The 23253-nt window shown below is 72.5% G+C and carries 21 protein-coding genes; 6 read left to right on the forward strand and 15 right to left on the reverse strand.

Translation table 11 applies throughout. The features are described from left to right. Window positions 1-134: 134 nt before the first annotated feature. Complete coding sequence (locus tag ABT160_RS22660) at window positions 135-2582, forward strand: glycosyl hydrolase family 18 protein (protein WP_351649547.1); 2448 nt, start codon at window positions 135-137, stop codon at window positions 2580-2582. Window positions 2583-2699: 117 nt separating this feature from the next. Here the strand turns inward: ABT160_RS22660 and ABT160_RS22665 are convergent, their stop codons facing one another. From ABT160_RS22665 to ABT160_RS22675, 3 genes are all read right to left on the reverse strand, one after another. Further along, on the reverse strand, window positions 2700-3710 hold the full coding sequence (locus ABT160_RS22665) for a YdcF family protein (RefSeq protein ID WP_351649548.1): 1011 nt from the start codon (window positions 3708-3710) through the stop codon (window positions 2700-2702). A gap of 91 nt (window positions 3711-3801) precedes the next feature. Beyond that, entirely contained in the window at window positions 3802-4509 is a 708-nt protein-coding gene (locus ABT160_RS22670; protein WP_351649549.1) for an isochorismatase family protein, read from the reverse strand. 176 nt (window positions 4510-4685) lie between these two features. Then, on the reverse strand, window positions 4686-5108 hold the full coding sequence (locus tag ABT160_RS22675) for an SsgA family sporulation/cell division regulator (RefSeq protein ID WP_351649550.1): 423 nt from the start codon (window positions 5106-5108) through the stop codon (window positions 4686-4688). 257 nt (window positions 5109-5365) lie between these two features. On the opposite strand from ABT160_RS22675, the gene ABT160_RS22680 reads away from it, so the two are divergent. Continuing rightward, window positions 5366-7024, forward strand: coding sequence for a sigma factor (locus ABT160_RS22680; RefSeq protein WP_351649551.1), 1659 nt, complete (start codon window positions 5366-5368; stop codon window positions 7022-7024). 5 nt (window positions 7025-7029) lie between these two features. Here ABT160_RS22680 and ABT160_RS22685 read toward each other — a convergent pair whose 3' ends face one another. The 5 genes from ABT160_RS22685 to ABT160_RS22705 all read right to left on the reverse strand — a co-directional run bounded on the left by ABT160_RS22685 (window position 7030) and on the right by ABT160_RS22705 (window position 12082). Continuing rightward, complete coding sequence (locus ABT160_RS22685) at window positions 7030-7362, reverse strand: hypothetical protein (protein WP_351649552.1); 333 nt, start codon at window positions 7360-7362, stop codon at window positions 7030-7032. Between the two features lie 217 nt (window positions 7363-7579). Continuing rightward, window positions 7580-8323, reverse strand: a complete 744-nt coding sequence (locus ABT160_RS22690; protein WP_351649593.1) for a polysaccharide deacetylase family protein — start codon at window positions 8321-8323, stop codon at window positions 7580-7582. A 270-nt stretch (window positions 8324-8593) separates the two neighbouring features. Continuing rightward, a complete protein-coding gene (locus ABT160_RS22695) occupies window positions 8594-9460 on the reverse strand; it encodes a nuclease (RefSeq protein ID WP_351649553.1) in 867 nt (288 codons plus the stop codon). Between the two features lie 301 nt (window positions 9461-9761). Next, window positions 9762-11336: an ATP-dependent DNA ligase gene (locus tag ABT160_RS22700; RefSeq protein WP_351649554.1), complete on the reverse strand. Its 1575-nt coding sequence runs from the start codon at window positions 11334-11336 to the stop codon at window positions 9762-9764. Window positions 11337-11458: 122 nt separating this feature from the next. After that, window positions 11459-12082: a TetR/AcrR family transcriptional regulator gene (locus ABT160_RS22705; protein ID WP_351649555.1), complete on the reverse strand. Its 624-nt coding sequence runs from the start codon at window positions 12080-12082 to the stop codon at window positions 11459-11461. Window positions 12083-12171: 89 nt separating this feature from the next. On the opposite strand from ABT160_RS22705, the gene ABT160_RS22710 reads away from it, so the two are divergent. The 3 genes from ABT160_RS22710 (at window position 12172) to ABT160_RS22720 (ending at window position 15453) form a co-directional block, all read left to right on the forward strand. Continuing rightward, window positions 12172-12696 carry a PH domain-containing protein gene (locus ABT160_RS22710; protein ID WP_351649556.1) on the forward strand — a complete coding sequence of 175 codons (525 nt, stop codon included), beginning with the start codon at window positions 12172-12174 and terminating at the stop codon, window positions 12694-12696. Next, window positions 12693-14234, forward strand: coding sequence for a PH domain-containing protein (locus ABT160_RS22715; RefSeq protein WP_351649557.1), 1542 nt, complete (start codon window positions 12693-12695; stop codon window positions 14232-14234). The genes ABT160_RS22710 and ABT160_RS22715 overlap by 4 nt, the downstream gene beginning before the upstream one ends. A gap of 160 nt (window positions 14235-14394) precedes the next feature. Continuing rightward, window positions 14395-15453 (forward strand): phosphatidylinositol-specific phospholipase C domain-containing protein, encoded by a 1059-nt coding sequence (locus ABT160_RS22720; protein ID WP_351649558.1) that lies wholly within the window; start codon window positions 14395-14397, stop codon window positions 15451-15453. On the opposite strand, the gene ABT160_RS22725 is transcribed toward ABT160_RS22720, so the two are convergent. Together ABT160_RS22725 and ABT160_RS22730 are read right to left on the reverse strand one after the other, a co-directional pair. Further along, window positions 15443-16537 (reverse strand): DUF6397 family protein, encoded by a 1095-nt coding sequence (locus ABT160_RS22725; protein ID WP_351649559.1) that lies wholly within the window; start codon window positions 16535-16537, stop codon window positions 15443-15445. The genes ABT160_RS22720 and ABT160_RS22725 overlap by 11 nt on opposite strands. A 307-nt stretch (window positions 16538-16844) precedes the next feature. Next, complete coding sequence (locus ABT160_RS22730) at window positions 16845-17255, reverse strand: roadblock/LC7 domain-containing protein (RefSeq protein ID WP_351649560.1); 411 nt, start codon at window positions 17253-17255, stop codon at window positions 16845-16847. A 148-nt stretch (window positions 17256-17403) separates the two neighbouring features. Between ABT160_RS22730 and ABT160_RS22735 the strand changes: the two genes are divergently transcribed. After that, window positions 17404-17829 (forward strand): PPOX class F420-dependent oxidoreductase, encoded by a 426-nt coding sequence (locus tag ABT160_RS22735; RefSeq protein WP_351649561.1) that lies wholly within the window; start codon window positions 17404-17406, stop codon window positions 17827-17829. 76 nt (window positions 17830-17905) lie between these two features. Here ABT160_RS22735 and ABT160_RS22740 read toward each other — a convergent pair whose 3' ends face one another. From ABT160_RS22740 to ABT160_RS22760, 5 genes are all read right to left on the reverse strand, one after another. Continuing rightward, entirely contained in the window at window positions 17906-18520 is a 615-nt protein-coding gene (locus ABT160_RS22740) for a GTP-binding protein (RefSeq protein ID WP_351649562.1), read from the reverse strand. Further along, a complete protein-coding gene (locus tag ABT160_RS22745; RefSeq protein WP_351649563.1) occupies window positions 18501-18827 on the reverse strand; it encodes a DUF742 domain-containing protein in 327 nt (108 codons plus the stop codon). The genes ABT160_RS22740 and ABT160_RS22745 overlap by 20 nt, the downstream gene beginning before the upstream one ends. 296 nt (window positions 18828-19123) lie before the next feature. Then, a complete protein-coding gene (locus tag ABT160_RS22750) occupies window positions 19124-19561 on the reverse strand; it encodes a roadblock/LC7 domain-containing protein (protein ID WP_351649564.1) in 438 nt (145 codons plus the stop codon). Then, complete coding sequence (locus tag ABT160_RS22755) at window positions 19558-22200, reverse strand: sensor histidine kinase (RefSeq protein WP_351649565.1); 2643 nt, start codon at window positions 22198-22200, stop codon at window positions 19558-19560. Before ABT160_RS22755 ends, ABT160_RS22750 begins: the two co-directional genes overlap by 4 nt. An 82-nt stretch (window positions 22201-22282) precedes the next feature. Next, window positions 22283-23116, reverse strand: coding sequence for an MHYT domain-containing protein (locus ABT160_RS22760; protein ID WP_351649566.1), 834 nt, complete (start codon window positions 23114-23116; stop codon window positions 22283-22285). Window positions 23117-23253 lie beyond the last annotated feature (137 nt).

Below are 23253 nucleotides of genomic sequence, written 5' to 3' on the forward strand. Positions count from 1 at the left end.
GTGTCACGACCGTTGACCGATTGGTCCAGACCTTCTACGTTGCGCATCGTCGGCCCACGCGGCACGCCCGGCGCGTCGGCGGCACTGGTTCTGCGCGGCCCTGTTCCATCCCCCGGCCCCCACAGGGAGAACCAATGAACGAGCGCACGGGAAGACCCACCGGAAGACCCACCAGAAGGCCCGCTGGAAGACCCACCGGAAAGCTCGCCTCAAGAATCACCTCGAGACTCACCTCAATACCCACTGCAAGACTCGCTGGAAGCCCCACCGGCAAGAGCTCCGACCGCACCACCACACCCCCACGGCGACGCCCCCACCTCCTCGCCCTGCTCGCGGCCCTGCTCCTGCCCCTGGCCGCGCTCACGGCCCTCGCCCCCACCCCGGCCCAGGCCGCGCCCAACGCCCTGACGGCCGCGTTCTCCACGCAGGACAACGGCTCCTGGTGGAAGGGGACGTACGTCGTACGCAACACCACCTCCGCCGCCGTCACCGGCTGGACCCTGGAGTTCGACCTGCCCGCCGGGGTCACCGTCAGCGGGCACTACAACGGCGACGCGACCGTCAACGGCCGCCACGTCACCGTGAAGAACGCCTACTACAACGCCACCGTCCCGGCGGGCGGCACCACCGAGCCCTACAGCTACTGGTTCGTCGCCTCCGGCCCGCTGGGCACCCCCACCGGCTGCACCGTCAACGGCGACAAGTGCGACGGCACCCCCGACGTGCCGCCCTCGGCGCCCGGGAAGCCGGCCGCCACCGCCGTCACCGCCCGCACGGTGTCGCTGACCTGGACCGCCGCGAGCCCGGGCGACCACCCGGTCGCCTCCTACGACGTGCTCAACGGGAGCGGCGCCGTGGTCGCCGGCAGCACGACCACCTCGGCCACCGTGACGGGCCTGACCCCCGCGACCGCGTACAGCTTCTCCGTACGCGCCAAGGACACCCGCGGCACCACCGGCCCGGCCGGGCCCGCGCTCGCCGTGACCACCGTCGACCCGGCGGGCGACCCCGTCCCGCCGACCGCGCCCGCCGACCTGCGCTCCACGGCGAAGAGTTCCACGAGCGTGAGCCTGGCCTGGGGCGCCGCCACCGACAACCAGGGCGTGGTCGCCTACGACGTGTACCGCGACGGCGCGCTCGCCAGGACCGTCCCGGCGAGCGCGACGACCGCCGTCGTCGACGGCCTGTCCCCCGCCACCACGTACGCGTTCACCGTCAGGGCCAGGGACGCCGCCGACAACACCTCGCCCGCCTCCAACTCCCTCTCCGTCACCACCGACGACCTGGTCGGCGCCGGGAAGTACCTCAAGGCCGGCTACTTCGCGCAGTGGGGCATCTACGGCCGCCAGTACTTCATCAAGAACCTCGACACCTCGGGCGCCGCCGCCAAGCTCGACGTCGTCAACTACGCCTTCGAGAACATCGACCCGAAGAACCTCACCTGCCAGGCAGGGGTCACCAAGGGCGTCAGCGGCAACCCGCAGGACCCCGACGAGGGCACCGGCGCGGGCGACGCGGACGCCGACTACGCGCGGCCCTTCTCGGCCGCCCAGTCCGTCGACGGGGTCGCCGACGACGGCTGGGGCAAGCTGCGCGGCAACTTCAACCAGATCAAGAAGCTCAAGGCCAAGTACCCCAAACTGAAGTTCGTCGTGTCCATCGGCGGCTGGACGTACTCCAAGTTCTTCTCCGACGCCGCCGCCACCGACGCCTCCCGCAAGAAGTTCGTCTCCTCCTGCATCGACGTGTGGATCAAGGGCAACCTGCCCGCCTACAACGGCGCGGGCGGCCCCGGCACCGGCGCGGGCGTCTTCGACGGCATCGACATCGACTGGGAGTGGCCGGGCGCCGAGGGCCACCCCGGCAACCACTACGCCACGGCCGACAAGGCCAACCTCACCGCCCTGCTCGCCGAGTTCCGCAAACAGCTCGACGAACTGGGCGGACCGCACCGCCTGCTGACCGCCTTCACCCCCGCCGACCCCGCGAAGATCGCCGCGGGCTGGGACCTCACGAAGATCTTCTCCTCGCTGGACTACGCGATGGTGCAGGGGTACGACTTCCACGGCGCGGGCAGCGACAACTCCTGGGAGCCCAAGCGCACCGGCCACGGCTCCAGCCTCTACACCGACGCCCAGGACCCGTACTCCTTCCACTTCAGCATCGACGCGGCCGTCCGGGCCTACCTCGACGCGGGCGTCAACCCGCGCAAGATCACGGTGGGCTTCCCCTTCTACGGGCGCGGCTGGAAGAGCGTCGCCGACGGTGGCGCGCACGGCGAGTGGCAGGACGCCGACGGCGCCGCCCCCGGCCAGTTCCCCGAGGAGGCCGGCACCCGCGGCTACGCCAACCTCCTGGCGAACGTGCCCGGCATGACCGTCTACCACGACGAGCAGTCCGTCTCCACCTACGGCTACACCGGCGCCGGCGGCCAGTGGTGGACGTTCGACGACCCGTGGTCGATCGGGAAGAAGACCCCGTACGTCAAGAACCGCAACCTGCTGGGCGCGTTCGTCTGGGAGATGTCCGGCGACACCCCGGGCGGCACCCTGATGGGAGCACTCGACTCCGGCCTGAAGTAACCGACACCCCCACGGGCACGCCAAGGGGCGCGGGGCCGCCGGCCGGAACCACCGGCGACCCCGCGCCCCGTCCGTACGCCTTACTCGTACGCGCTACTTGGACACCCCGCCCGCTCCCTACTCGATCCCCCACCAGGCCGCCGCGCCCAGCAGCGTCAGCGCCAGGCAGGTCCCGAGGTTGATCCACTTGTAGGCGAGGAAGACGGCCGCGAACTCGCGGATGGTCGCGCTGGGCCAGAAGTACGCGGCCGTCGGCGCGCCCACCACCTGCCCGTCCACGCCCGCCCGGCGCGACATCAACGCCGCCCGGAAGGCGTGGTAGTTGTTCGTGACCACCACGCACGCCGCCCCGGGCCGCTCCCGCTCCATGATGTCCCGGCTGAACGCCAGGTTCTCCTCCGTCGTACGGGACCGGTCCTCGCGCAGCACCCGGTCGGCCGGGAAGCCGCGCGCCGTCAGGTAGTCCGCCATCGCGTGCGACTCCGGGAGCAGTTCGTCCGGCCCCTGCCCGCCCGAGGTGATCAGCACCGGTTCGTTGCCGCGCACCGCGAGCTTCTCGAACACCTGGCGCCCCCGGTCCAGCCTGCTGGCGAGCAGCGGCGGCACCTTCGAGCCCCCGGACAGGCCGGAGCCGAGCACCACCACGAAGTCCGCGTCGCGCCGGATGCGGAGCCTGCCGTACAGGAACGCGTACCCGACGAAGCAGAGGAAGAGGAACGACACGTACCCGACGACCAGGAGCGTGGTGCCCGCCACGATCGTCAGGGCCCGCGAGTGCACGCTCAGCGCGGCCACCAGCAGCGCCACCACCCCGAAGATGCCAAGACCGGCGAGGCCCGACAGCAGGTTGGCGGGCCGGCGGCCCTCCTTGCGGACCATCTTCACGCCGTTGGCCACCAGGAAGCCGGCGAGCACCAGCACGCCGAGCGCGAGCAGAACGAGCACCGCCACGACCACCCAGGTGCCCAGGCCGAAGGGCGTGTGGGCGACCACGTCACCGACCGCGGCCAGGGCCACGAAGACGGCGGCGAGGCCCAGGTACACGGCGTTGCTGAAACGGCGGCGGTCCCGAAGTGCCCCGATGGCGAAGAGCACCAGGAAGAAGGCCGCGAGGGCGTAGGCGAGCATGACCGCATCGTAGGCAGGGGCGGAGGACGTCATGGCACGCGCCGGTCGCGGGGGAAGGGCGGGACGACCGTGCCCGTTCCGGCGGTACGGCTCAGACCGCACCGCCGTCGGTCACCACGGGGGCGCTGTCCGGGGCGCTGTCCGAGGCAGGGGCGGGAGCCACCGCCGTCGCAGGAGTGGTGTCCGTCGCAGGGGCGGTTGTCGCCGTCGCAGGGGCGGTTGCCACCGCCTCGAACGTCACGTCCGCCGCCCGCGCCACGACCTCCGCCCGGTCGCCCAGCGCCCATTCGGCGACCCGCGACACCGTGCGGGCCGGGACGAGCGGCGCGATCCCCTCGGCGGCGGGCACGTCGTACGTCCCGTGCGCGTCGTGCGGCACGACCACCCGGTAGTCCAGGCGCAACGCGGTGCGGGCCGTCGCCGACACGCACATCTCCGACATCACGCCGCACACCGCGAGGGCGCCCACCCCGGCGTCGTCGAGCAGGGAGCGCAGCCGGGTGCCCGCGAAGCCGTCGTCCTCCTCCTTGCGCACCACGTGCTCGCGCGCCCCCTCGCGCACCGGAAGGTGCAGCTCCCAGCCGGGCGTACCCGTCTCGTCGTCGGCGCCCTCGGGCCCGTCGTTCTGCAGGTGCACGACGAACGCTCCTGCGGCACGCGCGCGTTGGAGCAGGTCGCGCGCGTGCGCCACGAGCTCCTCGGCGTGCGGCACGGCGCCCTCGCCGTGGACGAAGGCGGACTGGAGGTCGACGAGGAGGAGGGCCTGGACGGGTGCGGCGGGCGCGGTGCTTGAGGTCACGCGGGCATCATGCCGAACGGATCGCACGGTGATCAATTCATTAGCGCCGGGCACCGGGGGGCGACCATCGGCCACCAACAGCCCGGATGGGCGGCCGACTTGTCACCCCGACCCCGCGGCCCACGCCTCAGACCGTGCCGTGCCTCAGACCGCCCTGGCCCCAGACCGCCCTGGCCTCAGACCGTGCCGAAGAGGTTGGCGAGCCCCCGCTCCACGTCCGGTCCGAGGTCCTCTCCGCCGGAGGGCACGGCGGTGTACGAGCGGCGCAGGAAGCGGCGGAGCCGGGAGCTGTCGAACTGGATGACGGCGACGCCCTGCGGGGAGTGCAGCTCCAGGACGGTCTGCGCGCGGCCGCACGGCCACAGGTGCACGTCACCGTCCCCGACGGAAGCGCGCAGCCCGGCGTCGAGCAGTTCGCGGGAGAAGGACCAGGTGACGGGGCGGCCGTCGAGGGAGACCTCGGCGGGGAAGACGAACGTGACGGCCAGCGGGTCGCCGGTGTCGTAGCGGAGCACGGCGATGATCTCCGTCGCCCACTCCTCGGCCGTGACGAGGCGGGCTCTGATCTGCTGTTCGACGGTGAGGGACGTGATGGACACGGTCGGCTCCTCTGCTCGCGCTTGCGCCTACACCCGTATGACCCGGAGGGAGACGTCCCCATTACGGCGTTTCGCGAGGGATCGGTGTGACCTGTGTCACCATCGCGCCACAGGTCGGACATTCTCTACCTAGGCTGCGTAAATCGCCCGGCCCGCCGCAGTGGCCGCCGATCGCACCCCGGCTCGCCCGCGACCGGTGGGTCCCCCGCGACGCACCGCCGCGCACGGGCCCGAACCCTGGGACGGGAGAGTTCTCCATGCCCGACGGCCCCGCCGCCGCACCTGCCTCCGCCAGCGCCTACGCGCGCGTGTACGAGGAACACCACCCCCGGCTCGTCGCGTACGCGCGCTCCCTCACCGGCGACCCCTGGCTCGCCGAGGACCTGGCCGCCGAGGCCCACTTCCGCGTCTGGCGCCGCCTCTCCGCCGGGCACGCCGTCGACGACGTACCCGCCTATCTGACGACCACCGTCCGCAACCTCGCCACCACCGTGGGCACCACCAACCGCGAGACGCCCCGCGAGCCCACGGCCACCTGGCCGGACGCGCCGCCCGTCCACGCGGGGACGGGCAGCGACACCGACCCCGGCGGCCGGATCGCCTCGGTCGACCTCCTCGCGCGCGTCCTGGGCCAGCTGCCCGAGCGCTGGGTGAAGGCGCTGTGGCTGGCCGAGGCCGAGGACCGGCCGCTGGAGGAAGTGGGCCGGGGCATAGGCACCGGCCGGGGCGCCACGGCGGTGCTGCTGCACCGCGCCCGCGAGGGGATGCGCCAGGCGTTCCTGCGCGCCCACCCGGGGCAGCCGGAGGACCCGGCGTGCGCCGCGCACTGGGACCGGATGCCCGCGCACGTACGGGGAGAGGACTCGGCCCGGCAGTCCCGTTCGCTGCTCGGCCACCTCGACGACTGCGCGGACTGCCGGGCCCGCCTGGCCCTGCTCACCCGCGCCAACCACCGCCTGCCCGCCCTCACGGGCCCGGCGCTGCTGGTCCTGGCCCTGGGCGGCACGGCGAAGTACCTGACGGCGGTGGCGGGCGGCGCGGGCGCGGCGGCCACGGGCGCGACCGGGCACGGGGGCGGGGCGGTGCGCCACCTGCTCACCGGCGCCGCGAAGGCCCCGGCGGTCCTGGCGGGCACGGTGGCGACCTCGGTCACGGCGGCCGCGGTGGCGGCGGGCCTGGTCCTGGCGGGCGGCGGGGGTGGCGCCGGTGGGGGTGACGGCGGTGGCGGCCGAGTCGGCGGTACGGCAACGCCGCCGGCCACCTCACAGAGCGCGCCCGCCGTGCGCGCGGAGGAAGCGGAGGGGACGGGCGACGGGACGGGGACTGGGGCGGGCCCGGCGTCGGCGGGGACTTCCGGAGACGTACGGGAATCGGCACCGGCGCCCGTACGGGATGCGACTCAGGAGCAGGCAGAGGCCGTAGGAGCACCCGTACGGGAAGCGCCGCAGGAGGCGCCCGCGGGGCAACCGACTCCGCCGGAGCGAGTGGATCTGCCGAAGCCACGGGACCCGTCGGAGGAACCGAGGTCCGAAGCCACGCCCGCCCCCGACCCGAGCCCGGAGACGACAAGCCCCACCCCGGTCGAACCGTCGAAGCCGACGGAACCGGTGAAGCCGGAGAGGCCGGAGAGGCCTGCGGACCAGGTCGACCCTTCTCCGGCAACTCCCCCGCCCACCGAACCGACCGAACCGACCGCCCCCACCACACCGGTCACCCCGGTGACCCCAGTGACCCCACTCGAACCCCCAACCCCGGACCCGGACCCCACCCCGGATCCAGTCCCCACCCCCGACCCGGACCCTGCACCCCCCACCACAGCCCCCGACCCGGATCCTGACCCTGACCCCGACCCCGACCCAGGCCCCCAACCCCCCACCTGCCGGCCCTGGTTCGGCCCGATCTACATCTGCGGCTGAGGGCGCTACTGCTCCCGGCCGACGCCCGCGAGGGTCTCCCAGAACATCGACTCGTACGTACCGAGGAGGCTTTGGTAACGCGGGGCCGCCTCCGTGACCCGCCCCCGCGCCACCCCGGCCTCCAGCGCCGAACGCGTCAGCCGCTCCAGTTCCGGTGCGGGCCGCCCGAAGAAGTCGAAGAAGGCGACGTACTCCACGCCGCCCGAGGAACGCCGGGCGAGGTGCCGGAAGGAGGTGCGGTCGGCGGGGATGACGTGGCGCTGTTCCATGGCGAGGGCGGCGAGCGCGGCGAGCGGCGCGCGTCCCTCGGCGATCGCGGTCACGAGGGGGTTCGTCATCCGACCGAGCCTAGCGAGGGCGGCCGGGCGGCGTGGAGAACACGGAGCCCCGACTGGACGGGGGATTCCAGCCGGGGCCGTTCGTGAGGGCCGGGGGATCGTCACCGACGGCCACATATGTATGAACGGTAAACCATTCGCCAGCGTTCCCTCACATCCGGAAGAACCGGTGTGAGTCACCTCACCCACCGCGCCGGATCCGGTCGGCTGCGGCCTCTCAGGGCTTGTAGACCTTGCCGGGCTCGGCCTTTCCGGGGGCGAGCAGCTGGGGCACGGTCACGAAGGTGAAGCCGCGCGCCTTGAGCTCGGCGATGATCCCGGGGACGGCGGGGACGGTGCCGTCGTAGATGTCGTGGAGCAGGATGATGCCGTCCGGCTTCGCCTGGTCCAGGACGCGCTTCTTGATGAGCGCGGAGTCGGTGGTGGAGTAGTCCTTCGCCGTGACGCTCCACAGGACCTGGGCGAGGCCGAGCTCACGGCTGACCTCGGAGACCGTGTCGTTGGTACGCCCCTGGGGCGGACGCATCAGCGTCGGGCGACGGCCGGTGAGCTTCTCGACCGCGTCCTGGGTGCGGGACAGCTCGGTGCGTATCTCGTCGCGGTCCAGGTCGGTGAGTATCCCGTGGGTCCAGGTGTGGTTGGCAAGTTCGTGCCCTTCGGCGGCGATGCGGCGGACCACCTGCGGGTAGCGCACAACGTGGTTCTTGCCGAGGAGGAAGAACGTCGCCGGCACCTTCTCCTTCTTGAGGGTGTCCAGCAGCTGCGGGGTGTCCTTTCCCGGCCCCGCGTCGAAGGTCAGCGCGATGCACTTGGCCTTGCGGCAGTCGACGGGGCCGACGTCCGCGTTCTTGGCCTGCGTGGTCGCCGCGGCACGCGCGTCCTCGGGGCTGACGCGGTCGCTGGAGCAGCCGCTCAGCGCGACACCGAGGGTGAGCGCCGCCACGACGGAGAGGACCGGCATCCGGCGACGCGCACGCCCACCGGGGAGGACCTTCGGGGCATGGCGGAGCTTCCAGGGCATGGGTGATTCCTGACTTTCGGGGGGCAGCACTTTCTATACACAGGCACTCTACATGCGGTGTATACATGCAGTGCATACACCCGGTGCATACACCGCGTGCAGAGCTCCCGAAAGCGAACCGCCCGAGCCGAAGCCCGGGCGGAACAAGGGCCAGAACCCTCGCTGACCTGCGACTCCCTACCTACCCGGGGTCGCGCCCACTCGCAGCCATCAGGCCTCGTCGAAGACGAGGTCCTCGGGCGGCCGGGTCAGACGTACGGTCTGCTCCTCCACCTCGACGAGCGTGTCCAGATGGGTGACCTGCCCCCGGGACACCACGAGCACCCGGTCGGGACGCTGGGCCAGGAACGCCCGGAAGCCGGCCAGCGACGGATCCCCCGCCCCCAGCGCCAGGTAGTCGGCGAGGCGCCGGAACAGCTTCGGCAGCAGCACCATGCCCTCGGTCAGCGAAGCCAGGCCGTCGATCTTCGCGCCGGACGTCGTCGTGTCCACCGGCCACAGCCCGAACCCGGTCGCCCGCGCCTCCTCGACCGCCGTCGTCAAGGTGTCCCGCAGGTCGTAGTAGAGCTTGGTGTAGTACGTGGGGTAGGCGAGGCCCGCCGCCAGCTGGTGGTGGTTGGCGGTCTGCCGCAGCAGGTCGGACCCGACCCGCACCTGCGTACCGCTGGCCCCGGGCGCCCCGCCCCGCCCGACGATGGCGACGCAACGGCCGTGGACGTCGGCGCCGCGGGTCAGGATGAAACCGGGCGCGGCGGACGGCTCGGAGGCGGTGATGGTCCCGTTCCTGTCGCGCTCGAGGCGCGAGAAGCCGAGCCAGTCCAGGAGTTCGGCGGCAGCGGCGTCGGCGAACGGCGGAGGCTGGTGCAGCTCCGCGCCGTGCGGCGGCCGGTAGTGGGTCTCCAGCGTGTCGATGCCGTCGAGCCGCAGCTGCGCGCCCCCCGTACTGTTGCGCCGCACCCGGTGCGGCCCCGGGACCAGGTCCCACTCGGCCGGAACGAGGGGCTGGAACCGTACGGAGTCACCGTCCGGGCGGGCACCCACGACCCGGTACACGCCCTCGATCAGCAGCATCGGCATGGCGGCCCTCCAGCGGGGCCCGGTCGGACGGTCCCCGGACGGGGAACACGGCGTCAGACGTCCGCGGCACCGCGCCCCTTAGCATCGTGCGCTCACCGGCGTCTGAACAGCCCCACGACGAGAAGCCGTTGCGGAGGCACCCGATCGGCACGAACCTGACGGAACCTGATCCAGTCTAACGAAGAACGACCGTACGAGCACGGGGAGGCTCCGGCGCGTGCGGCTCGGCGGAAGGTGCGGGAGGGTTCGGGGGCCGTGGTGTGACGCGTGCCCACCGCGGTGGGCGGGGCGCCACGGTGCTCTAGTCGGTTGACGCGTCCTCGCCGTCCGCGCCCGTGGGGGTGTGGGCGGCGAGGACCGTGTCGATCGTGTCGGCTTCGGTGGCGGCCTTGTCGGGGCGGTGGCGTACGACGCGCGCGAAGCGGAGCGTGACGCCGGCGGGGTAGCGGGGTGAGCGCTGGAGCCCGTCGTAGGCGATCTCGACCACGAGTTCGGGACGGACCCGGACAGTGAACCCGTCCTCCTCGACGGCCAGTTCGCGCAGGTGGTCGGTCTGCCAGCGGAGCATCTCGTCGGTGAGGCCCTTGAAGGTCTTGCCGAGCATCACGTACGTGCCGTCGTCGGCGCGCGCCGCGAGGTGGAGGTTGGAAAGGAGGCCGGTGCGCCGGCCGTGGCCCCATTCGGCGGCGGTGATGACCAGGTCGAGTGTGTGGACGGGCTTGACCTTGAGCCAGGAGCGGCCTCGGCGTCCTGCGGTGTAGGCGGCGTCGAGGGCTTTGACGAGTACGCCTTCGTGGCCGCGGGCGAGGGTGTCGGTGAAGAACGCTTCGGCTGCGGCGAGTTGGTCGGTGGAGGCGGGGTCGTCGATGACGGTGCGGCGCACGCGCTGGGCTTCGGGGACGATGCGGGCGAGCGCGGCGTGGCGTTGGTCGGTGGGGTGGTCGAGGAGTACGTCTCCGTCGGCGGCGAGGACGTCGAAGTAGACGGGTGAGAGGGGGAGGGTGGCGCGAGCGGTTTCGATGTCGAGGCGGGAGCCGACCCGGGAGGCGATGTCCTGGAAGGGGACGGGCCTTCCGGTGGGGTCGAGGGCGATGACTTCCCCGTCGAGGATGAGCTGGTCCCCTGCCAGTTGGCGTGCGAGGGCGGTGACTTCGGGGAGGCGGTCGGTGATGTCGTCGAGCGAGCGGGTGTAGACGCGTACGTCATCGCCGTCGCGGTGCACCTGGATGCGGATGCCGTCGAGCTTCTCTTCGACGCAGCAGGCGGTGGCGAGGGTGGCCGCGGCCTCGGTGACGCTCTTGGCCGTGTGGGCGAGCATCGGCTGTACGGGGTGGCCGACGCGCATCCGGAAGCCGGTGAGTGCGCTGGGGCCTTCGGCGAGGAGGGCTTGGGCTACTTCCGGGAGGGAGCCGTGGAGCATGACGGCGCGTCGGACGTCGGTGGCGGGGGTCTTGGTCGCCCGGGCGACGCCTTCGAGTGCGACGGCGTCGAGGGCGCCCTGACGGACTTCGCCGGTGAGGAGCCGGATGAGGAACTGTTGTTCTTCGGCGGTGGCGGCGGCCATGAGCGTGTGGACGAGCCGCTTGCGTTCGGCTTGGGCTCCGGTGCCGTTGACGGCGGCGAGTGCGGTGAGGGTGGCGTCGGTGTCGGCGATGGTGAGGGTGGGCTGGTCTGCTGGGGGTGGCGGGTTCTTGAGGGTGCTCCAGCCGATGCCGATGCGGCCTTGCGGGAGGCGGCCGGCGAGGTAGGCGATGGCGAGTGGGGCCTCGTCGGGTGCGGCCTCCGCGAAGAGTTCGGCGAGTGCGGTGATCTTGCCGGTGCGGGCAGGGGTGGTCGCGACGTGGCGCGAGACGTCGGCGAGGCGGGCCAGCAGCATGTGGCCATGGTGCCGGGTGCGGGTCGGTGGCGCATGCGGGGAACGGTGGTGGCGGGTCGGTTCGCGTGACGAGGCGTCCTTGGGCCGTGGCGTGATCGTTCGCGCGGCGGGGCGCCTGGTCGCTATGTGGCTGTTGCCGGGGTGAAGAGGCGGTCGAGGTGCTGGTTCATGAGCTCCAGGGCGCGTTCGGGTGTGTGGACGTCGAGGAGGGTGTACGCGGTGAGGCCGTCGGCGAGGCTGATGAGGAGCATGGCTTCCGCTTCGGGGTCGCGCGTGGTGTCGATGGCGTGGCGTTGTTGCGCGGTGCGGATCTGGTCGGCGAAGAAGGCCGCCAGACGGGGGATGCCTTCCTGAGCGTCGGTGCGCATGCGGGGGTCGTGGATGGCGCGGGCGAAGTAGGCGGCGGAGACGAGGGCGCCGGTGCGGCTCTTGTCGTCGATGGGGAGCATGCCGGTGAGGCAGGCGCGGAGGATGTCCTGCGGAGTGGGTGGGTGGCCGCCGGTGGCGGCGAGCTCTTCGATGCTGGTGCGGATGCGGGTGTCGGCGAGGGCGTTGATGTGCCTGAGGGCGAAGAGCAGCATGTCGTCCTTGGTACGGAAGTAGTGCTGCAGGCGCCCCAGGGAGATGTCGGCCTCGGCGGCGACGTCGCGGAGGCTGACGTCGTCGAGTCCCCGGGTCGACGCGATGCGCCAGAGGGCGTGGGCGATCTGCTGTCGGCGTTCTTCGTGGTCGACCTTTTTGGGCACCGCTGACCTCACTTTCTTTTGCAAGTCACTTGTACCGTTGTAACGTATCGCTATCCAATACAGTTGACTTGAAAAGCGGTGACCCTCACATGCCCCTGCCCACCGCCCCCCTTCCTCGGCTACGCGACCCCCGCCACCGCGTGGATCCACGTGCCCGTCGCTGGTGGTCCGCCCAAGCGTTCCTGACCGTCAGCGGCCCCCTGTTGCTGGCCGCCCTCGCCCTGCTCCTGTCCTCCGTCCTCTTCTTCCCCGGGGCCCTGCCGTGGCTGGCCCCACTGATCGCCCTCACACTCATCGCGCCCGCCCTGACCTACCAGCTCCTGATGCCGCGCCGCCGTTACGCCGTCCACGCCTGGGAACTGGGCCAGGACTCGGTCTACGCCTCCGGCGGCTGGTTCTGGCACAAGCGCCGCATCGCACCCCTCTCCCGGGTCCAGACCGTGGACACGGTGCGCGGCCCGGTGCAGCGCCGCTTCGGACTGGCCACCCTCACCGTCACCACCGCGTCCACCGCCGGCAACATCAAGATCTCGGGCCTGTCGGACGCCACCGCCGAGGCACTGTCCCGCCTGATCGGCGAGGCGGCTCAGACCGTCCCGGGAGACGCCGTATGAGCACTCCTTCCTCCTCGCGCGCCTCACGCCAGGGCGCGACGACCTCACCCTGGCGGCGTACCGCCGCCCGGACACTGCTGGTGCACTGCTCCTGGCTCCTTCCGCCACTCGCGTCGGTAGCGCTCACCGCCCTGGCCGGCAGCGGGCGGATCGGCACCCGAGCCTGGATCACCCTCGGCGGCATCGTCCTCGCGTTCGCCGCCATCGGGGCGATCGGCCTGGCCCGCTGGAACCGGACCACCTACCGGATCGCCGATGGCGCCCTGCACCTGCGCACCGGCGTGTTCAGCACCCGTCGGCGCACCCTGCCCCTGGAGCGCATACGCACCGTCGATCTGACCGCTCCCCTGCCGCACCGGCTGCTCGGCCTGACCGTGCTGCGAGCCGGCGCCGCCGAGTCCGCCGAGATCACCCTCAACGCCCTGCGGCTCCATGACGCCCAGCTGCTGCGCCAGCGGCTGCTGGCATGCGCCGGGCGGGCCCCGGGCCCTGCCCACGACGGCACGCTCGCGCGCATCGACTGGCGTTGGCTGCGGTACGCGCCCCTGACGTTCTGGGTCATCGGCGGCGTGGGAGTCGCCATGGGCACGGTGTACCGGATCCTCGACGGGCTCGGTATCGAACTGTGGCGGGCCGGCTTCGTCCGCGATGCCTTCGACCGGTTCGGGACAGCGGCGTTGTGGCTGACCGTCCCGGCGCTCCTGCTCACCGTACTGGCCGTGGGCGCTCTGGGCTCGCTGGCGTTGTACGTGGAGAACTGGTGGGGCCTGCGGACCGAGTGGCGCGACGCCCACACCCTCTCGGTACGGCGCGGGCTGCTCACCACCCGCTCGGTCACCATCGAACGTGCCCGACTGCGTGGCTCGGTGCTGCGGGAGCCGATGCTCCTGCGAGCGGGCGGCGGGGCCATGGTCCAGGCCGTCGCCGGCGGGCTGGGCGACGAGGAGGAGGCCCGCAGCCGTGGCGCTCTGCTTCCTCCCGCACCGCGCGGTGACGCCGTACGGGTCGCGGCGGGCGCGCTGCGCGGTGATCCCGCCCTGTTCGACGGGCCCGGACTGGCGCGTCACCCCCGCGCCGCACTGTGGCGCCGGGTACAGCGCGGGTTGTCGTGGGCCGTGCTGCCTCCTGTCGTGGCGCTGGTCGGTCTCGGCGTGACGCTGGCGCCGCTCCTCCTGGTGGTGGCCGCGGTCTACGCGCCCGTGGCGTCGCTCCTGGTGTGCGGGCTGGCGCATGACGCGTACCGCACACTGGGCCATGGGCTGCGCGCAGAGCATCTGGTGGTGCGTTCGGGCACGTTCAGCCGGGACACTCTCGTACTGCAGTGCTCCGCGGTGGCCGCCTGGTCGTTCACCACGTCCCCGTTCGCCCGGCGCAACGGGCTGGTGACGTTGACGGCGGCAGTCGCGGCGGGCGAGCACGCCTACCGCATCCCTGACATGGCGGCGGAGCAAGCGGTCGGGTTCGCGGCCGCGGCCGCTCCCGGGATCATCGACGAGTACGTGTACGCACCGCACCAGGCGGCCCGTTCCCTGGCGTAGGAACCGCGAGCACCAGCCCACGGCACGGCGCGCGGCAAGGGTCACGCCATGAGCCGCACCGGACAGGGCCAGTCGCAGGCTTCCCATCGTTCACTCAACTCCCCTACTGTTCGCTCGATTTGGGCTCCTGGCGGGCCCGCCCGACGAGGACAGGGGACCCATGAGGAAGCTTTCGCGTACCGCCGTGACGGCCATCGCGGCCGGACTGTTCGCCTTCGCCCAGGCCCCCGGAGCGGCCGTGGCCGCGGATCCCGGGGCGCTCGCCTACTCCTCGGCGACCTGGGTGGGTGTGCACAACGCCTACGAGAAGGCGAAGTTCCCGTACTTCGCCGACGCTCTGGACTCCGGCGCGGGCATGCTGGAACTGGACGTGTGGACCAATGTGTTCGGCCGCTCGTGGCGGGTCTCGCACAGCAACCCCCTGGGCAACGACAACAACTGTGTGAACGCGGCGAACGCGGGCGAGCTGCGCGCCAAGTCCCGCAACCAGGACCTGGGCGGGTGCCTCGCCGACATCAGGGCCTGGCACGACGCGAACCCCGGGCACCGCCCGATCCTCCTCAAGCTGGAACTCAAGGACGGCTTCCAGGCGAAGACCGGACGCGGGCCCGCCGCCCTCGACGCCCTGCTCAACACCCGTCTGGGCGACGCTCTGTTCCGGCCGGCCGACCTGGCGGGCAGTCACTCGGACCTGGACACCGCCGTGCGGTCCGCCGGCTGGCCCGCCCGCTCGGCACTGGCCGGGAAGTTCGTCGTCGAACTCATTCCGGGGACGGTCGAGGAGGGCAATCCGGTCGACACCCTGTGGACGGACCGCGAGTACGCCACGCATCTGCGGGACTCGGCGGCCGCCGGACGACTGCGGGACACTGCGGCCTTCCCCGCCGTCCACAACGCCCAGGCCGGCGATCCGCGCACCCGCTACTCCGATGCGAGCATCCGTCCCTGGTTCGTCGTCTTCGACGGAGACGCGAGCGCGTACGCGGGTGGGTCGATCGACACGGACTGGTACGACCGTCAGCACTACCTGGTCGTGATGACCGACGCGCACAACGTCGCGCCCGCCATCGACGGCACCAGGCCGACCGAGGCGCAGGCCCGGGAGCGGGTCAGCCTGCTGGCCGGGAAGCACGCCAGCGTGGTCTCCGCCGACTGGTACCCGCTGCCCCCCGTACTGGCCTCGGTCGTCCCCCGGGGCAGTGCCGCGCTCAGGCCCTGACCTGTTCGGGCGGTGGCGCCTCCTCACGGTGTGCCGCCACCGCCCTGCGGCGCAGTCCCAGCCGGGCAAGCCATCCCTTGCGCGGGCGCCGACCGGAGGGCCGTCGGCCGTCGTCTGCGTACCCACGGCCGTGATCCCGCTCCGGGGCGACCGTGGCGGAGTGCGACCCCGGGTTCAGCCGTCGTCGGACAGGTACGCAGGAGTCGGCGCCGTCCGCGTTCGCTTCGGTCATGACGCGGGGGACGGGCATCCAGCTCGCCGCGTGTGTCGTGCCCAGCGGGAAGGGGCGACCGACCGCCAGGCCTGGCCCCAGGGGCAGGCCGGAGGGGCCGGACTCGAGGAGTTCACGGGTACGGCCGTCCCTCAGCATTCCGGTCAGGCTCGCCCGGTACCACTCCGCTTCCTCCGGGTCCTGCACCAGGACGAGGCGTTCGGTGATGTCCCGGGCCTTGGGCGAGTCCGGCCTGCGGCACAGCGGTCCGGGGCGCAGGGCGTCGAGCCGATTGCGCTCGCGCGGGTCGGGCACGAGGTCGGCGATGTCGTCGGGGTCCAGGAACAGGGTGACGGCGGCCGCGCTCTGCCAGGGGTCCTCGGAGGCTCGGAGCAGGAGGCCGAGGCGCCGGGCCCGCCAGTTGCGCGGCCTCCGGTCCTGGCCGAGGGCGAGGTCGCGGCGCGTCTCCTCGGGGAGCCTGCCCTTGAGGAGTTCGGGGCGGGCCGCGGCGAACTCGCGGAGTTCCCCGGCGAGGTAGAGCCAGACCACGGCCCGGTAGCGGTTGAGGTAGAAGCTGGTGGGGCTGAAGAGCCCGGCTTTGGCGAGGGCGGTGAAGCGGACCGGCGTGGCGCCGATGAGGGCGGCCGCCTCGGCCGTGCCGACGGCGCGGACCCGTTCCCTCAGCGCGTCGGGGAAGTCGGGGGCGGCGCGCAGCCGGTCGAGCTCCTGGCGGCTGACTCTGGGGCGCCCCCCTCTTTCCCCGGGTACGGTGCGCACGTGGCCCAGCTGGACCGCGAGGTCGAACTCGCTCCGCTTGAGGGCCAGTTCTTGCGCCGCGCGCCCGAGAATTACGCTGCGTTGGGGCGCGGGCATGGAACTCCTCGCGCCAAGTGGTTGCTGGGCATGCTTGACCGTCATGTCGGCCTCCCCCGTGAGGTTCGAATACTCTCGGTGACGACCGTAGCTCGATGCCGTGTTCGACCGACAGGCCTGTGGACAACTTGGCGATTACTGGCCATTTCGGGCTTCGGCGGGGCCGGACCCGTCGCGCCGTGGTCCGCCCCACCCTGCTCCGCGGCCCATCCTCACCCGCGTCCCGAGCCCGTTCTCATCCCCGTCCCGTGGGTGCCCACACCCCCGCCCCACAGGTGCCACCGGCCGCGCCGGGGCGCCCGGCCCGCTAGAAGTCCGGCGTCGCGCGGCCCGGCTGCCGCGCGGCCACACCGAGGTGCTCGCCCACCCGGTTGACCAGCAGAGTCATCTCGTACGCGACCTGCCCGACGTCGGCGTCGGCGGCGCTGAGCACGCAGAGGCAGCTGCCCTCGCCGGCGGCGGTCACGAAGAGCATCGCCTCGTCGAACTCGACCATGGTCTGGCGGGGCTTGCCTGCCCCGAAGTGGCGCCCGGACCCGCGGGCCAGGCTGTGCAGGCCGGAGGAGACCGCGGCGAGGTGCTCCGCGTCCTCCCTGGCGAGGCCGGTGCTCGAGCCGGTGACCAGCCCGTCGTTGGACAGGACCAGGGCGTGCCGTATGTGCTCGACCCGCTGGGTCAGGTCGTCCAGGAGCCAGTCAAGTCCCTTGTCGAAGGCCATGCTCGTTCCTCCCCGTTCGTGCGGGTCCCCGTCCCCCCGCGTTCCCCGTGCTCCCGTAAGCCTTACGCACTGACGTGGACAGGGCAAGGAGTCCTTCCGGCGGCGGTTCCGCTTCGCGCCGCGGGCGGGCTGCGCGCAGGATGGGGGCATGGCGAAAATGACCGAGGAACAGTGGCGCGCGTTCGTCTCCGAAGGAACCCGCACCGGGAAGCTGGCGACGGTACGGGAGGACGGCCGGCCCCACGTGGTGCCGATCTGGTTCGTGCTGGACGGGGACGCTTTCGTGTTCAACACCGGCAAGGGCACGGTGAAGGGACGCAATCTGGCCCGGGACGGGCGGGTGGCCCTGTGCGTGGACGATGACCGGCCGCCTTTCGCGTTCGTGACCCTGCAGGGGCGTGCGGAGCTGATCGAGGACCTGGACGAGGTACGGCGCTGGGCGGCGCGTATCGGTGGCCGGTACATGGGTGAGGACCGTGCGGAGGAGTTCGGCGCGCGCAACGGCGTGCCCGGCGAGCTTCTCGTACGGGTACGCATCGAGAAGGTGCTGGCGGAGGCGGGCGTTTCCGACTGACCTTCCGTTTGGCGCGCTCGGCTTCGGGGCGGTCTCCGGGTAGGGGGACCGCCCCGCGCGGGCCGGTGGGTGCAGTTCAGCTCACGGAGTCCAGCAGGCGTGCGGTGTGGATCCGTCCGGCGTACTCGACCAGTCGGATGAGGACCTCCTTGCCGGAGTCGCGGTCACGCGCGTCGCACAGGACGACGGGGGTGCCGCGGTCCAGGTCGAGCGCGCGGGACACCTCGTGGGCGCCGTAGGTGCGGGCGCCGGGGAAGCAGTTGACGGCGACGACGAACGGGATGCGCCGGTGCTCGAAGTAGTCGACGGCGGGAAAGCAGTCCTCCAGGCGGCGGGTGTCGGCAAGGACGACGGCACCGAGCGCGCCGTGGGAGAGCTCGTCCCACAGGAACCAGAAGCGGTCCTGTCCGGGGGTGCCGAACAGGTACAGGGCGAGGCCGGAGCGGATGGTGATGCGGCCGAAGTCCATGGCGACGGTCGTGGTGGTCTTCTGGTCGACTCCCCCGAGGTCGTCCACCGTCTGTCCGGCTTCGCTGAGCAGTTCCTCGGTGCGCAGGGGGCGTATCTCGCTGACGGAGCCCACGAGTGTGGTCTTGCCGACGCCGAACCCTCCGGCGACCAGGATCTTCAAGGCGAGCGAGGAGGAGTCGCCGTCGTCCGCGTCGGTGTCGTCATAGCGCTCGGAGTCCATCGATGACTTCCCTCAGGATCTTCTCGTCGGGTAGCTGTGCGGGCGGTACGGGTCGGCTCACGCGGACGTGGCCACTCTCCAGGAGATCGCCGAGCAGCACGCGTACGACTCCGACGGGCAGGTCGGCGTCGGCTGCGAGTTCGGCCAGGGACTGGGTCTCGGCGCGGCACAGGGCGAGCAGGGCCCGGTGTTCGGGGCCGAGCAGCGCTTCCGCGGCGTCGTCGGGGCCGCTGTCGTCGACGGCGACGAGTGCGATGAGGTCGAACCGGACGTTGCTGGGACCGGGTCTGGTACGTCCGCCGGTCACCGCGTAGGGGCGTACGAGCGGGCCGGCTTCGGCGTCGTACCAGCGGCTGCCCGGAGGGACGGGTTCGTGCTCCGCGGGAGCGCTCGCGGGCGGGGGTTCGGGCGGGCGGGCCGGTTCGGATGCGTACGCGGGCGCGGGCGGGTCCGTCTGCGGTGGTGAGGCGACGGGTGCACGGTCAGGGGCTGGCTGGCGGCCGGGAGCCGGATCGGGTGCGAGGGCCGTCCGGGGTGCGGCTTGCGGCGCAGAGGTGCGGGCTATGTCGGTTTCGAGCGTGTCGTTCATTGGTGTGCCCCCGGTCAGCCGGCTTGGGGCGGGGTGGTGGCGCGCGGCGCGGTGCCCAGGTGTTCGCCGACCTGGCGCACCAGGCGCGCCATCTCGTAGGCGATGAGGCCGATGTCGGCGTGAGCGGAGCTGAGGACGGCGAGGCAGGAGCCGTCTCCGGCGGCCGCGACGAACAGGAATCCGTCGTCCATCTCGACCATGGTCTGGCGGACTCCTCCGGCCCGGAAGTGGCGTCCGGCGCCCTTGGCGAGGCTGTGGAAGCCGGAGGCGACGGCGGCGAGGTGTTCGGCGTCCTCACGGGTGAGGTCGTGGGAGGCGCCGACGGGGAGCCCGTCGCCGGACAGGACGACCGCGTGGCGTACCTCGCCGTTGCGTACGACGAGGTCGTCCAGGAGCCAGTCGAGCTCACGGGCGCGGTGGTGGTGGGCGAAGCGGCTCGCGTGTTCGATCATCTGGGTTCTCCTTCGGTGCGTGCGGCTTCGGGTTTCCCGGTCTTCGTGCCGCCGCCGCGCTTCCAGCCGGCGCGGTAGGCGGCCATGCGCTCCCTGACCTCTTCGGGTGTGCGCTCGTCGGGTGTGTCGCCGGAGGGTCCTTCAGGGGTTTCGGGGGCGGGTGCCTCGCGCAGCTGGGGGACGAGGCTGGCCTGGCGGACCCTGCGGGGCAGTGCGGCCGTGTCTCCGGTGGCGTCCACGCGTGCGGTGGCCGTGCGCGGTCCACGGACCACGGCCGTGTCGACGGCCGTCTGACGGCTTTCGGTGGTGGTGCGAACGGCACGGGTGTGGGGACGCAGGGTGGTGACGGGGGCGGGCGGAGCGTCGTCGTCCTCCGTCTCCGGTTCCGGCTTGGCGCGGGGCTCGGGGCGTGCTTGCGGGTTCGGCCGCGAGGCGGACTTGGTGGGCAGGGAGCTGACCTGGGGGATGTCGTTCTCTGCGGGAGCGTCGTCGTTGTGGGCGGCCTCTCGCGGGGGCGTGGTGACCTGCGAGGGCTGCGCCGGGTGGTGCAGGAGTTCGGTCGGCAGCAGGACGACGGCGGTGGTTCCTCCGTACGGGGAGGTCCGCAGCTGGACCTTGATGGCATGGCGGGCGGAGAGGCGGCTGACGACGAACAGGCCGAGCCGGTCGCTGTCTGACAGGTCGAGCGCTTCGGACTGTTCGATGCGCTGGTTGGCTTCGGCGAGTGCGTCCTTGCCCATGCCGAGGCCCCGGTCCTCGACTTCCAGGACGTACCCGTTGCCCACGGGTTCGCCGCTGACGCGGACCTTGGTGTGGGGTGGTGAGAACTGTGCGGCGTTCTCGACGAGTTCGGCGAGCAGGTGGGTGAGGTCGGCGACGGCGGCGCCGATGACGGACGCTTCGGCGAGCTGGCGTACTTCCACGCGCGCGTAGTCCTCGACTTCGGAGACGGCGGCGCGCACGACGGTGGTGAGCGGGACGGGCAGGCGCCAGGCACGTCCGGGGGCGGCGCCGGACAGGATGATCAGGCTCTCGGCGTGGCGTCGCATGCGGGTGGTGAGGTGGTCGAGGCGGAAGAGGTCACCCAGTTCGCCCGGGTCGTCGGCGCGGCGTTCCATGCTGTCCAGCAGGGTGAGCTGGCGGTGGACGAGGACCTGGCTGCGGCGGGCCAGGTTGACGAAGACGCCGGAGATTCCGCTGGCGAGTTCCGCACGTTCGGCGGCGGCGCCGAGCGCGGCCCGGTGGACGGTGGCGAGGGCTTCGCCGACCTGGGCGATCTCGTCGCGTGCGGGAGGTCCTGGTGGTGCCTCGGCCCGGATGTCGATGTCCTCCCCGGCGCGCAGCCGCCGCATGGCGTGCGGGAGTTTGCGGCGGGCGATCTCCAGGGCGGTGTTGCGCAGGGTGACGAGTTCGACGACGAGGCCGCGTCCGATGCGTACGGAGATGACGAGCGAGGCGATGACGGCGGCGGCGCCGAGCAGGACGGCGGCTCCGGCGGTGCTGAGGACGCCACCGAGGGGGTCGTCGGTGGGGGTGCGGGCGTCGTGGCTGAGGGAGGCGAGGTCCTTGCGGACGGCGTCGTGGGCGGCGTCCCAGGTGGTCGCCGGGACGGCTTCGGCCGCGCGCCGGCCGGCGGCAGCGGCGGTGACGGCGTCCTCGGCCGCGGCCAGTTGGCCGTAGGTGGTGCGGCGGGTGAGCTGTTGCCAGGCGGTGCGCTGGGCGGCGGGCAGGTCGGGCCCGGCGGTGTCGGTGAGGGCGCGGCGGGTGGCGGCGGCGCCGGTGAACTGGCGCTGGTGGGCCGCGCTGAGGTCACGGGTGAGCTGGGCGGTGGTGAGCAGGGTGTCCTCGCGGGCGAGCATCTCGGTGGCGCGGGCCAGTTCGAGGAGCACGCGCGCGTGGGCACCGCTCTGCGGGTCGGTGGTCGTGGTCAGGGCTCCGTCGACGGCGAGTGCGGTCTCGATGGCGTCGGTGTACCGGGCGTAGACGGTGTCCCAGGGGGCGGTCCGGTCGAGGACGGCGGTGCGGACGGCGGCCAGGGCCGTGGTCTGTTCGGCGAGCCGGCGGATGCGGGTGGCGGCGTCCTTGGGCAGCCCTCCGGCGTCGGCGATGGTGTGGCTGCCGTCCAGGCGCAGGGCGGCCAGGGCGGTGTCGGTGTCGCGTGCGAGCTGTTCGGCTTCGGCGGCGTGCGCACTGTCCGGGGCGGCGGCCTGCCGGGTGGCGGCGCGGCGTTCGGCCTGCAGGGCGCCGATGACGGCGGTGACGGGCCTGCGGACCTGTGTGTCGAGGCGGTGGGCTTCACGCAGCCGGGCGACGTCCTGGGCGGTGGTGACGGTGGCGAAGCCCCACAGGGCGAGCAGGGAGACGACGGGAACCATAAGCAACGAGATGATCTTGGCTCGTACGGTGCGGGGGCGCAGCTGGTGCACGGGGGCGGGCGGGACTTCGTGGGCGGCGCCGAGGGGCGCCTGGGGTATGGGGTGTTCGTCGGCGGGTGGACCGGCGTGGGCGCGTCTGCCGCGCACGGCGGAGGCCTGGGGGGTGTCGGTGCGCGGGGCGGGCGTGTCGGTGTGCGCCGTGGCCTCGGTGGGGTCCGGGGACGAGGGTGGGCCTGGGCCGTCGGTGTTGCGGGGTGTGGGCATGGCCTCCTCGTTCCGGGCGGATCTGGCGACGGTGGCGGGTGCGGGGCAGTGCCGGCCCCTGGGGCGGAGTGGCGGTGGGCGGTCAGGCGGCCGGTTCGGGTGTGGCGGCGGGTCGGCCGCGTACGGGCGCGGGACGGGTGTCCTCCTCGGACCGGCGCGACGCAGGGGTCTCGTCGGGCGCCGGGGTACCGCGTTCGTGTGCGGTCGGCGTCAGGGCGACGAACGCTGCGGTCAGGAACAGGTAGGAGCCGAGGCCGACGGCCAGCGGGAAGATGAACTGCATGGCCGTGGCTCCCGGCAGTGCGGCGGCGGACGGGGTGACGTCGACGCGGACGGCGAACATGCCGGTGTAGTGCATGCTGCTGACGGCGGCCCCCATGACGAGTGAGGCGACGGTGACCGCGGCGGGGGTCTTGATGTGCAGGGCGGCCCACAGGGCCGCGGTGGCGGCGAGCACCGCGATGGCGACGGAGAGGGCGACCAGGGCGGGGCCGTAGTGCACGGTGCCGTGCAGGCGCAGGGCGGCCATGCCGAGGTAGTGCATGCTGGCGATGCCGAGTCCGGTGATCAGGCCGCCCAGCGCGAGCGCACGCGTGCGGTGTGCGCCGCGGCCGACGGCGAAGAGGCCGATCCCGACGACCGTGACGTCGACGGCGAGGCTGAGGAGGGTCAGCGGTACGTCGAAGCGGACCGGGGTGCCGTTGACGCCGAAGCCGAGCATGGCGACGAAGTGCATGGTCCAGATGCCGGTGCCGAGGGCGGAGGCGGCGGTCAGCAGCCAGTTGCGGCGCGAACGGCCTTCGGCCGCCAGCGCGCGTACGGTGCAGCGCAGTCCGAGGGCTGCGCCGACGCACGCCATGGCGTACGACAGTACGGGGGTCAGCCAGCCGAAGGCTGCGTGGTCCAGGTGTCCCATGCCTCAGGGACGCTAGACCCGCAGGGGGCGCACACCGGGAGCACGTTTCGAAAGCTGATGGAATATGACGTCGATATGTTCCCCACCGACCGCCTGGCGCTCGGTCGTGCGCGCTGCGCGGCCGGTCCGCGGCGTCT

The organism is Streptomyces sp. NPDC001941, assembly GCF_040296945.1.
Lineage (GTDB): Bacteria > Actinomycetota > Actinomycetes > Streptomycetales > Streptomycetaceae > Streptomyces.